Source organism: Streptomyces sp. NPDC020845 (genome assembly GCF_044334165.1).
GTDB lineage: Bacteria > Actinomycetota > Actinomycetes > Streptomycetales > Streptomycetaceae > Streptomyces.
The window spans coordinates 1-12130 of sequence record NZ_JBIRSJ010000030.1 but is presented as its reverse complement, the minus strand read 5'-3'; the positions used below and the strand labels follow the sequence as shown (position 1 = coordinate 12130).

General features: G+C 70.1%; 13 protein-coding genes. 9 read left to right on the top strand and 4 right to left on the bottom strand.

From position 1 onward, the window contains the following. The first annotated feature begins 1 nt into the window (after position 1). Positions 2–646: a dihydrofolate reductase family protein gene (locus ACH4U7_RS49305; RefSeq protein ID WP_398534295.1), complete on the top strand. Its 645-nt coding sequence runs from the start codon at positions 2–4 to the stop codon at positions 644–646. Between the two features lie 13 nt (positions 647–659). On the opposite strand, the gene ACH4U7_RS49300 is transcribed toward ACH4U7_RS49305, so the two are convergent. Then, the gene (locus tag ACH4U7_RS49300; RefSeq protein ID WP_398534294.1) at positions 660–1304 is read right to left on the bottom strand and encodes a TetR/AcrR family transcriptional regulator; all 645 of its coding nucleotides are present in this window, start codon (positions 1302–1304) and stop codon (positions 660–662) included. Positions 1305–1390: 86 nt separating this feature from the next. On the opposite strand from ACH4U7_RS49300, the gene ACH4U7_RS49295 reads away from it, so the two are divergent. From ACH4U7_RS49295 to ACH4U7_RS49280, 4 genes are all read left to right on the top strand, one after another. Continuing rightward, positions 1391–2056, top strand: coding sequence for an O-methyltransferase (locus tag ACH4U7_RS49295; RefSeq protein WP_398534293.1), 666 nt, complete (start codon positions 1391–1393; stop codon positions 2054–2056). A gap of 90 nt (positions 2057–2146) precedes the next feature. Beyond that, positions 2147–4456 (top strand): xanthine dehydrogenase family protein molybdopterin-binding subunit, encoded by a 2310-nt coding sequence (locus ACH4U7_RS49290; RefSeq protein ID WP_398534292.1) that lies wholly within the window; start codon positions 2147–2149, stop codon positions 4454–4456. Beyond that, on the top strand, positions 4453–5355 hold the full coding sequence (locus ACH4U7_RS49285) for an FAD binding domain-containing protein (RefSeq protein WP_398534291.1): 903 nt from the start codon (positions 4453–4455) through the stop codon (positions 5353–5355). Before ACH4U7_RS49290 ends, ACH4U7_RS49285 begins: the two co-directional genes overlap by 4 nt. Further along, positions 5352–5813 carry a (2Fe-2S)-binding protein gene (locus ACH4U7_RS49280; protein ID WP_398534290.1) on the top strand — a complete coding sequence of 154 codons (462 nt, stop codon included), beginning with the start codon at positions 5352–5354 and terminating at the stop codon, positions 5811–5813. The genes ACH4U7_RS49285 and ACH4U7_RS49280 overlap by 4 nt, the downstream gene beginning before the upstream one ends. Here ACH4U7_RS49280 and ACH4U7_RS49275 read toward each other — a convergent pair. The 3 genes from ACH4U7_RS49275 to ACH4U7_RS49265 are packed head-to-tail and all read right to left on the bottom strand — an operon-like array spanning position 5794 to position 7750. Further along, complete coding sequence (locus ACH4U7_RS49275) at positions 5794–6969, bottom strand: FAD-dependent monooxygenase (protein WP_398534289.1); 1176 nt, start codon at positions 6967–6969, stop codon at positions 5794–5796. The genes ACH4U7_RS49280 and ACH4U7_RS49275 overlap by 20 nt on opposite strands. 12 nt (positions 6970–6981) lie before the next feature. Continuing rightward, a complete protein-coding gene (locus ACH4U7_RS49270) occupies positions 6982–7200 on the bottom strand; it encodes a hypothetical protein (protein ID WP_398534288.1) in 219 nt (72 codons plus the stop codon). Positions 7201–7219: 19 nt separating this feature from the next. Then, on the bottom strand, positions 7220–7750 hold the full coding sequence (locus ACH4U7_RS49265) for a hypothetical protein (RefSeq protein WP_398534287.1): 531 nt from the start codon (positions 7748–7750) through the stop codon (positions 7220–7222). Between the two features lie 255 nt (positions 7751–8005). Here ACH4U7_RS49265 and ACH4U7_RS49260 point away from each other — a divergent pair, with 255 nt between their 5' ends. The 4 genes from ACH4U7_RS49260 to ACH4U7_RS49245 all read left to right on the top strand — a co-directional run. After that, positions 8006–8911, top strand: a complete 906-nt coding sequence (locus tag ACH4U7_RS49260) for a DMT family transporter (protein ID WP_398534286.1) — start codon at positions 8006–8008, stop codon at positions 8909–8911. 211 nt (positions 8912–9122) lie between these two features. Further along, a complete protein-coding gene (locus tag ACH4U7_RS49255) occupies positions 9123–9449 on the top strand; it encodes a DUF485 domain-containing protein (protein WP_398534285.1) in 327 nt (108 codons plus the stop codon). Further along, on the top strand, positions 9446–11026 hold the full coding sequence (locus ACH4U7_RS49250) for a cation acetate symporter (RefSeq protein WP_398534284.1): 1581 nt from the start codon (positions 9446–9448) through the stop codon (positions 11024–11026). The genes ACH4U7_RS49255 and ACH4U7_RS49250 overlap by 4 nt, the downstream gene beginning before the upstream one ends. 107 nt (positions 11027–11133) lie before the next feature. Then, a partial coding sequence (locus ACH4U7_RS49245) for a GAF domain-containing protein (protein WP_398534283.1) occupies positions 11134–12130 on the top strand: 997 nt, incomplete at its 3' end.

Sequence of the window (12130 nt, the reverse complement as noted above, 5' to 3'; positions counted from 1 at the left end):
CGTGGCTCAGTTGCTGAGAGTCCAGAACTTCAATGTCTCGAGTGATGGAATCGGCGCCGGTGAGGACCAGAGCCTCGAGAATCCGTTCGGCCACATCGATCCCGGGAGACTGTTCGCCTGGGCCGGTGCCACGGCGAGCTGGCCCATGCGCACCGACCCCGGTGGGAGCCGGGGCCTCGACGACTACTTCACACGGGATTACGCACGCAATATCGGCGCCGAGATCATGGGCCGCAACAAGTTCGGGCCCCAGCGTGGGCCGTGGCACGACCACGAGTGGCGCGGCTGGTGGGGTGAGGAGCCCCCGTTCCGCACCCCGGTGTTCGTCATGACCCACCACGAGCGTCCTTCGTTCACGCTGTCCGACACCACCTTCCACTTCGTCGACGGCGACCCGGCCACTGTCCTCGAGCAGGCGCGGGAGGCGGCGCAGGGCAAGGACGTCCGGCTCGGCGGCGGGGTTACCACCGTCCGGCAATTCCTTGACGCCGACCTCGTCGACACCATGCATGTGGTGGTCTCGCCCGTACAGCTCGGATCCGGGATACGGCTCTGGGAGTCACCCGATGAACTGCTCGACCGATTCCACCTCGAGGTCGTGCCCAGCCCGAGCGGCGTGACGCACCACCTGTTCTGGCGGAGGTGACAAGGCCGGGGGGTCAGTTCTCCGCCGTCAGCCCGTGGCGGCGGAGGAAGGCGTCGACGAGCCGGTCGGTGAACTCCTCGCCGACGGGCTCGCCGGTCACCAGCACCCGGTAGTAGACGGGGCCCATGAGCTGGTCGGTCTCGGCCGCCAGATCCAGATCGGACGGCAACTCCCCCCGCTCCAGAGCGCGTTCCAGCGGGAGACGGTCACGGCGGCGCTGCTCGTCGAGGTATCTGGACCGGAAGTCCTGGGCGAAGGCCTGATCGTGCTGCGCCTGCGCGATCAGGGCCTTGAAGACGGCGCCGGGGTCGGACTCGCTGAGGAACCAGGCCAGTCGGCGCAGATAGCCGCGCAGGTCGAGGGCGATGTCACCGGAGTCGTGCACGGTGAGGTCTTCGGCCACGTCCTGGAGGAAGGCGTCCATGAGGACGTCGGTCTTGGTGCTCCACCAGCGGTAGATGGTCTGCTTGGCGACACCTGCCCGCGTGGCGATGCCCTCCATCGTGACGCCCGCGAAGCCCTTCTCCACGAGCAGGTCGTCGGCCGCGTTCAGCACCGCCTGCCGGGCCTGCTCACTGCGTCCGTGCCGATTGCCATGGTGACGCGGCGCCGGTCGGCCGGTGTCGCTCGCCTCAGCGGTGTGTGTCGCGCGTGCCATCTCGCCTCCCGCGATCAGCATATCCAGTGCTGTTGTCGCGCCACCCTTTCTAGACAAGACTCACCGTTGCGTCTACTCTAGCGTCCATGACATTCACTCACACCCTTGCCGAGCCTCGCGTCGAGGCCGCCATCAGCCGGATGTTCGAGCTGGCCGAGCAGGACGAGGCCACCGCCGCGCGCCTCGGGGCGGAGCTGGCGCTGTCGAGGCACCCGCAGGAACTCGCCGACGCCGCGGCCGGGATCTACATGCCGATATCCGCCGAGGGCGGGAAGCTGCTCTACAACCTGGTCCGTGCCGTCCGCCCGGCCACGGTCGTGGAGTTCGGCATGTCCTTCGGCATCTCCACGCTCCATCTGGCCGCCGCCGTACGGGACAACGGCACCGGGCGCGTCATCACCACGGAAATGAGCAAGGAGAAGATCGCCACGGCCCGCCGGACCTTCGCCGAGACCGGGCTGGACGACCTGATCACCGTGCTCGAGGGCGACGCCCGGGAGACCCTGGCCGCTCTCGAAGGCCCCGTGGACCTCGTCCTGCTCGATGGCTGGAAGGACCTGTGCCTGCCCGTGCTGCAACTGCTCGAACCACGTCTGCGGCCCGGCACCCTCGTCGTGGCCGACGACATCGACCAGGGCGAGGGCGACGGGCCGCTGCGGCCGTATCTCGACTACGTACGCGACCCCGCGCACGGCTACCAGAACGTGACCTTCCCCGTCGAGGACGGCATGGAGATCAGCTGCCGCCTCTGAGACCGCCCGCACACCGCCGTTCGAGGTCGACACGACGAACGGCAGCCGCAGCCTTAGCCTGAAGCGACGAGCCGGTCTCCGGAGGTCTCCATGGGTCACTGGACAAGGCGTGAGGACGAGCGGCTGCTCACCGGACGGGGCCGGTACGTCGCCGACATGGCGGTGCCAGGGTGTTTGGACGCCGTGTTCGTACGGAGCGACGTGGCCCACGGTGTGCTGCGTACGGTGGACTGTTCCGCCGCCCGTCAGGTGGCGGGCGTGGCGGGAGTCTGGTCCGCTGCCGATCTTTCGGAGTTGCCGGCCTGCCGGCAGGCGGCGGCCGACCTACAGGATCTGCCCCCGGTGCCGCACACCCTGCTCGCCAGGCTGTCGACGGAGGAGGCGGTGGCGGGCCGGGAGTGGCCGGTGCTGGTCAAGGACCGGGTGCGGTATCCCGGCGAGGCCGTCGCGGTGGTCGTCGGAGAGGACCGGTACCGCGCCGAGGACGGGGCGGCCGAGGTCACCTTCGAGATCGACGCCCTGCCCGCGGTGGTGACGCCGGCCGCCGCCGCGGACGACTCGGTGCGCCTGTTCGAGGGTCTGAGCAATGTGGCGTTCCAGGGGGAGGCCGGGGAGCCGATCGAGGAGTCCGTGTGGCAGGGCGCGGCGGCGGTGGTGGAGGCCCGGTACCGCCAGCAGTTGCTGATGCCCACGCCGATGGAGTGCCGGACCATCCTCGCCGTGCCCGAGGGGGACCGGCTGACGGTGTGGTGCGGACACCAGATGCCCCATCGGCTGCGCCGTGAACTGGCCGCCCTGCTGGGCTGGCCCCTCGAGCGGATCCGTGTCGTGGTGCCGGACACGGGGGGTGCGTTCGGTTCCAAGAGCGCGGCGTTCCCCGAGTTCGTGGCGGTGGTCTTCCTCGCGTTGACGTTGCGGCGCCCGGTGCGCTGGATCGAGGACCGGCTGGAGTCCATGCTGACCGCCACCCGGGGACGGGGCCAGGAGCAGCGGGTCAGGCTCGCCGCCGATGCGGACGGACACCTGCTCGCGTACGAGCTCACCATCGACGCCGACGTGGGCGCCTACCCCCACCTCGGGGTGGGCCTGCCCATGCAGACCGCCTGGATGGCGCCCGGGCCGTACCGTACGCCCCGCGTGCATGCCACCGTGCGCTCGGTGCTCACCAACACGATGGTGACCTATCCGTATCGTGGCGCGGGCCGGCCGGAGGCGACGATCGCGCTGGAGCGGTCGATGGACACCCTGGCCCGTCGGCTGCGTATCGACCCGGTGGAACTGCGGCGGCGCAACTTCATCCCGCCCGAGAGCTTCCCGTACCGGACCCCCACCGGGCGGGAGTACGACAGCGGCGACTACGCGGCCGCACTCGACCTGGCTCTGGAGACGCTGGGCTACGCGGACTGGCGGGCGGAGCAGGCCCGGCGGTGTGGCGACTCGGACGCGCTGCCGCTGGGCATCGGCCTGTCCTGCTACGTCGAGCGGTCCGGCGGCGAGCCGGGCGGGTTGCACGAGTTCGCCGCCGTCGAAGCACACGAGGACGGCACCGTCGTCGCCCGGTGCGGCGCGGCCCCCAGCGGGCAGGGCCACGAGACGACCTTTCCGGCGCTCGTCGCCAAGACCCTCGGCGTCGACGAGGCGACGGTGCGGCTCGTCGAAGGCGACACGGACGAGCTGCCCGAAGGTCTCGGCTCCTTCGCCAGCCGTTCGGCACAGGTGGCCGGGGCAGCCCTGCAACACGCCTGCGGACTGCTCATCGATGAGGCCCGCGACCGCGCCGCCGGGCTGTGGGGGGTGCCGGTGACGGAGGTGGCGTGGTCCGACGGGGCAGTGTCGCCCGCGTCGGGCGGGTCGGCCATGGGCCTGGCCGAACTGGTGAAGGCCACCGGGCCGCTGCGGGTGGACGACCGGTTCGAGTCGGGCATGGGTTTCCCCTTCGGCGCGCATGCCGCGGTCGTCGAGGTCGACCCCGAGCTGGGCGTGGTTCAGGTGTTGCGCGTGGTCGCCGTGGACGACTGCGGCATCGTCCTCAATCCCGGGGTGGTGGCGGGGCAGGCGTTCGGGTCGGCGGTGCAGGGCATCGGGCAGGCCCTCTACGAAGGCGTCCCCTTCGACGAGAACGGGGTCCCACAGCTCGCCAACGGACTGCTCGACTATCTGGTCCCCACGGCCACCGAGATCCCCCCGATCACGGTCAAGGACACCTGCACGCCCAGCCCCAGCACACCGCTGGGCGCCAAGGGGGCGGGCGAGTCGGGGTGCATCGGCACTCCGGCGGCGATCGTCAACGCCGTGGCCGACGCACTGCGGCTCGCCGACGCCGATCTGCTACAGATGCCGCTCACCCCGGACGTCGTCTGGCGGGCGGCCCGCGCCCCCAAGCTCCGGGAGTCCGCATGAAGCCCGCCGGTTTCGACTACGCGGTGCCCCGGACCGTACCGGAGGCGCTGGACGCCCTCGCCGACACCGCGCGAGACATCAAGGTGCTGGCGGGCGGGCAGAGCCTGATTCTGGAGATGCATCTGCAGCGCATCCAGCCCGACCTGGTGGTCGACATCAACCGGGTCGCCGAACTGGACCGGCTCAGCGTGAACGACGGCACGGTCGAGGTGGGCGCGCTGATCCGGCATGGCGCCTTCGAGTCCCCGCAGGCCGTGCACGGGCCGCTGGGCACCCTGTTCTCGCGCGCCGTCGTCAATATCGCCCATCCGCCGATCCGCGCCCGCGGCACGATGGTGGGCAGCCTGGCCTGGGCACACCCGGCCTCGGAGTGGTGTGCCATCGCCACCGCCCTCGACGCCGACATCCTGCTGCAGGGCCCCGACGGCACACGCCAGGTCCCGGCGTCCGACTGGTTCCGCGGCCCGCTCCTGACCGCGCGCCGGCCCGGCGAGCTCATCACCTCCGTACGGTTCCCGCTGCTCGGTGCCGACACCGGCGTGGGCTTCATCGAACACCGGCGGACCCACTTCTGCTTCGCCCAGGTGGCCGTGGCCGCCGCGCTGACCGTACGCGACGGGGTGATCGACGAGGCCCGGATCGGGCTGGTCAACTGCGCCGACCGGCCGGTGCGGGCGCACGCCGCCGAGCAGGCGCTGACCGGCGCCGATGTCGGTTCCCCCGGTACGGGCCACCGGTTGCCCGACGGCCACCCGTTCCTCCGCGCGGGCCGTATCGCCGCGGAGCAGGACGCCGCGCCCCTGGCCGAGCCGTACGCCGACCTCGAGTACCGACGACATGCCATCGCGGTGCTGGTCGGCCGGACCCTGCGCCAAGCGGCGGAAGGAGTGCCCCAGTGAAGATCACACTCACGGTCAACGGCCGGGATCACCCGCTCGATGTGGAGCCGCGGCGCATTCTGGCCGACGTACTGCGCGAGGACTGCCGGCTGACCGGCACCCACCTCGGCTGCGAGCACGGCGTCTGTGGGGCCTGCACGGTGCTGGTGGACGGCGAGGCCGTCCGGTCCTGCCTCATGCTGGCCGTCCAGTGCGACGGCAGCTCGGTACGCACCGTGGAAGGCCTGGCCGGACCCGATGGCGAGCCCCATCCCCTCCAGCGGGCCTTCTCCGCCGAACACGCCCTGCAGTGCGGCTTCTGCACACCCGGTTTTCTCATGGTGGCGGCAGGCGCCCTGGAGGCCGACCCGACGATCGGCGACGACCCGGAGCGCGTACACGGTCTGGTCGAATCCAACATCTGCCGGTGCACCGGCTACGAACCCATCCGGCGGGCCATCATGCGGGCCGCGCGCTGACGAAGAAGCGGCGGCCGTTCGCCGTCCCCAGTGCTGACCGGTTGGCCAAATCGATCCCGGCACGCGACAGAGCGACCAGGTGGGAGAGCCGTTCCCGTTCCCAGTCCGCAAGCCGTCCGGCTGGAAGGTCCTGGCCAGGTGTCCATCCGCGCAGGGCCGCCGCGAGCCCGGCCGCGTCGGCGAACGCCTTCGAGGTCCCCGAGGCGGTGTGGGGACGGACTGTTCCAGCGGCATCGCCGATCAACGCCACATGGTCGGCGATCATCCGGTACGGCGACAGGTCGAAGACGGGCTGCATAAAGACCTCGGAGCGCCGTACGAGCTCGGCGAACCGCTCCGGAAGCGAGGTGTCCGCCGTGGTGGCGAGCTGTGCGACGGTCTCCGGCAGCGTCTCCCCGGGCGGTACGAAGGTCGTGAACGCCTTTCCGGACCGGCCCGCCAGCAGCCTCGGCAGATCGCGCTCGGCCACATTCATGTACCACACCCAGTTGACGCGCCGGGAGCCCTCCGTCAGCTCGCCGTCGGGGCCCGGGACGAGATAGCACAGCATCTGCAGACCGTCCGCGCCGAAAAACGTGAACCGGCCCGCCAGCAGCTCCAGCAGATCGGCGGGCAGGGCCGACTCCGGCTCCAAGCCTCGCCAGGCCACATAGCCGGCGTACACGGGGCGGCGCCCCGGATCGAGCAGCCCACGCGTCGCCGAGCCGATCCCGTCGGCGCCCACCAGGAAGTTGCCCTGAGCCGTATACCCATCCGCGAATTCGCCGGTGACCTCGGAACCGTCGACTCGTACCCGCCTCAGCGCACTGTCCAGCCGGTAGCACACCCCGGAAAGGGGTTCGCGCAGCGCCCGGTAGAGGGTGTCCCACGCAGTCATCAGCTGGGGCGCCTCGTACCGGGTGGCCCTGCCGCGCCGATGGAGTTGCTGGCGCTCCCGCAGCTCCACGCTCACCGATCGTGCGGACATGCCCAGGCGGACCAGAAGCGCCTCCACCTCGGGCTGCATGACGACCCCGGCGCCGCGGGCCTCCATCTTCCCCGCAGAACGCTCGTACACAGCGACTTCGCCGCCCGCGGCCCGTATCTCGTGGGCGGCTGCGAGGCCTCCGACAGATCCGCCGACGATCAGGGCCTTGAACGCTTTCCTCGACTGCATCGACTGCCTTCCTCACGCTTCCTCACGTCGGCCTCGGGCTTGGTGTGCGGCTATGTGCTTCCCCTCGGCCCATCCACGGCCTGCAATCCCCAGAAACCTGCGGCCGTTCGCCTCGAGAGCCGCGGCGTCCATTCCGTTGTCCAGCAGAAAGCCGACCGGGTCGGGCTGTGCCATGTCGAAGGGGTAGTCGCTGCCGCAGAGGATCCGGTCGGACTCCGCGGGCGGCCGCATGCTGCCCCGGTGAACGTCGTCACGGGACCGCCACCCATGGCTCCATCTCTCGATCAGGGACGGTGCGCAGCCTCCGCCGGGTACGAAGCAGATCCGCAGATCGGGCAGGTCCTCCAGAACGCCGCCCAGGAGGACCGAGGCCACGGCGGTCGTCGTCTCCATCCGGATTGCCGATCAGGTTGCCCAGGTAGTGGTGGTCCCATTCCGGGCGCGGCAGCTGCATGGGGTGCATCAGCACGGACAGGCCGGGCTCGGCGGCGACGCCGAGCACCTCCCGCAGGACGCCCCCGTCATAGGACCGGCCACGGGCCACGGGCGGGACGGCGATGCCGGCGACGCCTTCCGCCCCGGCGAGCCGCGTCAGCTCCCGTCGGGCCGCCTCATCCAGCCGGACCAGGCCGAGCCCGACCAGCGTTCCGTCGGTGTTGGACACGGCGTCATCCGCCTCGGACGGCGCATGGACGGGAAAGGCGAAGGGCGGTGCCGAGACGACGCGCACGCCGAGCCCCGCTTTGCGCGTGTAGGCGACGATCGTGTCGATGTCGGTCATCGCCACGGTCGGAAACGACAGGGATAGCACCGTGTACCGCCATGTCGTTCTCCTTGACCGGCCCCCGGAGCAGCGCTGCGCCTCCGTTGCCTCAACGTACACACCAGGGCCGCCCCGCGCGCGGTCAGGACAGTACGACGAGCACGCGCGTCCCGTACCCAGCGTTGGAAACTCCTGCCGAGGAGGGGCATGGTGGAAAACACCCAAGGCCCATCGGCGGGCAACGCAGAACCTGGAAGAAGTGGTCCGAGCCGGATGATTGTGGCGGTCATGTTTGCCGTGCTGGCTGCCGGCAGCAACGCGGTGGGAACCGTGCTGCAGCGAAGTGCGGCGTTGCAGGTGCCCAGCTCCCCGGCGCGGCTCGGTCTCATCCGGCAGCTGCTGCGCAGCCCGGTCTGGCTCGGGGGCATTCTGGGGGTCGTCTTCGCCGCGCTCTTCCAGGCTCTGGCCTTGAACGCGGGGACGCTGGCGGCGGTCCAGCCCGTCTTCGTCCTCGAGCTTCCGCTGGCTCTCCTGGTCGGCAGCGCGGTCTTCCGGGTGCGGGTGTCGCGCAAGGCGTGGTTCTGCGTGGTGTGCATTTTTATGGGCCTGGCCATCACTCTGTTCTCCGTCTTCCCCTCCGGAGGGCGCACCCAGGTGCCGGGAATCTGGTGGGTGCCGACGCTCGCCGGTGTCGGCGGGGCCGGGACCGTACTCGTTCTGGCCGGGCTGCGGCGCCCGCATGGTCTGGCGCGGGCGGCTTGTCTGGCGACCGCGGCCGCCATCGGCAACGCGCTCACCGCGGCATTGGTCAAGTCCGCCATGGGCATTCTCAGCGAAGAGGGAGTGGCAAAATTCTTCCTCGCCTGGCAGACCTACGGTTTCGCAGCCGTCGGATCGCTCGCCATCCTCCTGCTGGGGTACGCCATGCAAGGAGGCCCACTGATCGCGTCCCAGCCGGCCCTCACACTCGGGGACGCCACGGTCAGCTTCTGCCTCGGTGTCACGCTCTTCGCGGAGTCGCCGCGGCTGGGGCTGTGGCTCCTGCCCACGTTGTTCGGCGTCGCCCTGCTCTGCTACGGCGTCTTCGCCCTCTCCCGCACCCGGTGCCTTGCGAAGTGTGTCGACCCGGATGAGAAGGCACCACGGCAAGAAGAGCAGCCCGCCACCGCACGCATGTGACGGAACGACGCGGCTACCGAATGTGGTCACGCATGCCAGTGTCCGTCGGCCGGGCCCAAGATCCCCTGTGCGATGCCACAGTCTTCGTCGCTCACGCTGGGGGACACGACATGGCGTACGGACAACACGTCGCTCACCCTGAGGTGCCCAGGAGCCCGAGGCCGTCGGCCCGCTCCTGCGTCTTTGCACCACCTCGTGTCAGGAGAGCGTCATGTCGAGCCCCCCGAAGCCGATCGATTCCGCTGAGTCACAGCTCACCGAGCTGGAGCGGCGACACCGCCGTTTCGTCCGGCCGGCCGTCGTCGTGTTCGTCGGCGGCTATCTCACCACCATGACGGTGGTGGCGTACCGGCCACATGCGATGGCCGCCGCCGTGTTCGGCCGGCTCAACGTGGGCTATCTGCTGGTGCTGGGAAACTTCGCCTTGACCTTCCTGGTCGCGATCGCCTACCGCTGGTACGCCGAGCGCAGGCTGGATCCGCAGGCGCAACGGGTGCGTGAGGCGATGGCCGGACGGTCGTCGGAGGGTGTGCTGTGAGCCACCGCGCCCTGTCCATCGCCCTGTTCGCGGCGTTTGTCGTCGCGACCGTCGCCATCAGCTATGTGGCGGGTCGGCGCACCCGGTCCGCTTCCGACTTCTACGCCGCCGGCCGGCGGATCCGCGGCTGGCAGAACGGCATCGCCGTGGCCGGCGACTATCTGTCCGGGGCGACGTTGCTCGGAGTGACCGGCCTGATCGCGCTCTACGGATTCGACGGGGCCGTATATCTGGTCGGCTTCCTGGTGGCGTTCCTGGTGGTGCTGGTGCTGATCGCCGAGTTGCTACGCAACACCGGCACCTACACGATGGCCGACACCCTGGCGTTCCGGTTGCGCCCGCGGCCGGTGCGCGCCGTCTCTGCCGTGTCCACCATGGTCATCAACCTCTTCTATCTGACCTCGCAGATGGTCGGCGCCGGTGGTCTGATCGGCCTGTTGCTCGGCCTGCACGGCACCGCGGCGGGTGGCATCGCCATCGGCTCGGTCGGCGTCTTGATGATTCTCTATGTCACCGTCGGCGGCATGATCGGCACCACCTGGGTCCAGATCATCAAGGCGGTGCTGCTGTTGGTCGCCACCGCCCTGCTGACCCTGCTGGTCCTGGCCCGCTTCGACTTCTCGGTCGGCCATCTGCTGGAGAGCGCCGCCCAGGCGTCCGGCGATGCGGACCGGTATCTGAGCTCCGGCTCCTACTTCACCAACAAGCTCGACCTCGTGTCGCTGAGCCTGGCCCTGGTGCTCGGCACCGCGGGCCTCCCGCATGTGCTGATGCGTTTCTTCACGGTCCGCGACGCCAGGTCCGCGCGCGCGAGCTCCAACTGGACGATCGGCATCGTCGGCGTCTTCTACCTGGGGCTGATCGTCCTCGGGCTGGGCGCCGCGGCGCTGGTGGGTCCGGCCGCGATCAAGAAGGCGGACAGCAACATGGCCACCCCCTTGCTGGCGCGGTTCCTCGGCGGCGGGCAGCACAGCATGGGCGGTGCGCTGCTGATGGCGGTCATCGCGGCGGTCGCGTTCGCGACGATCCTGGCCGTGGTCGCCGGGCTCACCCTTACGGCTTCGGCGTCGTTCGCGCATGACTTCTATGCCGGTGTGCTGCGCCATGGAGCGCCGGACGAACGGCGCGAGGTCGCCGTCGCCCGGAGGACGGCCATCGTGCTCGGCGTGGTCGCCGTTGCGTTGGCGATCGGGTTGCAGAAGGTCAACCTCGCGTTCCTGGTGGGCGTGGTGTTCGCGCTGGCGGCGAGCGCCAATCTCCCGGTCCTCGTCCTGTCCTTGTACTGGAGGCGCTTCAACACCGCGGGCGCCGTCACCGGCACCCTGGTGGGGTTGGTGTCCAGCGTGGTGCTCGTCGCCGTCAGCCCGACCGTGCTCGGCCCCAGCGGACTGTTTCTGCACCACGTGACGCCGTACTTCCCACTGTCGAATCCCGGCATCGTGTCGATTCCGCTGGCATTCCTCTCCGCGATCGTGGCCACGTTGCTCACCGGGCGTGAAGAGCAGAGCCCTGACTTCGACGAGCTACGGCTACGTGCCCTGACCGGGTACGAGACCACTGAGCGCGGTCGGCCGTAACCCGCTCACCGTCGCGGATCATGCGTGCGGCGCTCGGCACCACTCCCCTGCACATGTCACAACCCCCAGGTATTGAGGGTTCACCTGTGAGGTGCCACAGTCACCGGGTGGGAAAGAGCGCCGCTGATCGCCATGCCGAACTCAGGACCTGGCTCGGTGGTGTCGCAGAACTCGCCGAGGCGGTGACCAGTGCCGGGAGTGTGCGCTCCCTGCTCGACCTGGTGGCCAAAACGGCCTGCCGCCTGATGGGGTACGACTTCTGCGCCGTGCTGCTGCCGGACTCCCGGCGCGAAGTCCTCGCCATCCAGGGGGCTTGCGGCCTCTCGCCCACCTATATCGCGGGGGTGAACGCCCAGCACCCCGTACGCATCGGGTCGGGACACCCCGGAGAGGCACCTTCCAGCCGGGCGTTCCGGACGGGCCGGGCGGTCGCGCTGAGCGACATCTCCGCCGAGACCGACTACGCGTGGGGCGGCGTCGCCGATGAACAGGGCTACCGCTCGATCATCGCCGTACCGTTGACGACCACCGGCTCCTGCCTCGGCACTCTCACCTGCTACCGGGCCGAGGTGCACCGCTTCTCCGAAGACGAGCAGGAACTGCTCACCACCCTGGCGAATCAGGCCGCCATCGCGATTGAGACGGCCCGGCTCCGGGAGAGGGAGCGGCGCACCATCGGTGAACTGCGGCAGCTCAACGACTCGCTGCGCGAGCAGCACGCGCTGCTGCAGCGGACGGGAGACATTCACCGCCAGCTGACCGAGGTGGCCCTGCGCGGCGAGGGTGTCGACGGGGTCGCTCGGGCCCTGGCCGCGCTGCTCGGCCGCCCGGTGCTCTTCGAGGACCCGTACGGGAGCGCGCTGGCCGCCGCTGGTCCCGACGGTGCCGTGCCCTGCGATCGGTTCGACGGGATCGAGCACATCGCGACACTGCGCCAGTCGATCACCCACGACCCGGCCGCCGGGACCGTCGAGGTGCGCGCGGGCGCTGCCGGAAGGCCGTGGGTGACGTCCCCGGTGGTGCTCGACAAGGATGTCGTCGCACGGATGTGGATCCCCGGTGAGTCGGCGGAGCTGGAGCCGCTCGGCCGCCGGGCCATCGAGC

Excerpts from the sequence above, each read along its gene's own strand:
- ACH4U7_RS49300 (WP_398534294.1), bottom strand. The coding sequence starts at position 1,304 with ATGGCACGCGCGACACACACCGCTGAGGCGAGCGACACCGGCCGACCG.
- ACH4U7_RS49295 (WP_398534293.1), top strand. The coding sequence starts at position 1,391 with ATGACATTCACTCACACCCTTGCCGAGCCTCGCGTCGAGGCCGCCATC.
- ACH4U7_RS49290 (WP_398534292.1), top strand. The coding sequence starts at position 2,147 with ATGGGTCACTGGACAAGGCGTGAGGACGAGCGGCTGCTCACCGGACGG.
- ACH4U7_RS49285 (WP_398534291.1), top strand. The coding sequence starts at position 4,453 with ATGAAGCCCGCCGGTTTCGACTACGCGGTGCCCCGGACCGTACCGGAG.
- ACH4U7_RS49275 (WP_398534289.1), bottom strand. The coding sequence starts at position 6,969 with ATGCAGTCGAGGAAAGCGTTCAAGGCCCTGATCGTCGGCGGATCTGTC.
- ACH4U7_RS49270 (WP_398534288.1), bottom strand. The coding sequence starts at position 7,200 with ATGCGGCCGCCCGCGGAGTCCGACCGGATCCTCTGCGGCAGCGACTAC.
- ACH4U7_RS49265 (WP_398534287.1), bottom strand. The coding sequence starts at position 7,750 with ATGACCGACATCGACACGATCGTCGCCTACACGCGCAAAGCGGGGCTC.
- ACH4U7_RS49260 (WP_398534286.1), top strand. The coding sequence starts at position 8,006 with ATGATTGTGGCGGTCATGTTTGCCGTGCTGGCTGCCGGCAGCAACGCG.
- ACH4U7_RS49255 (WP_398534285.1), top strand. The coding sequence starts at position 9,123 with ATGTCGAGCCCCCCGAAGCCGATCGATTCCGCTGAGTCACAGCTCACC.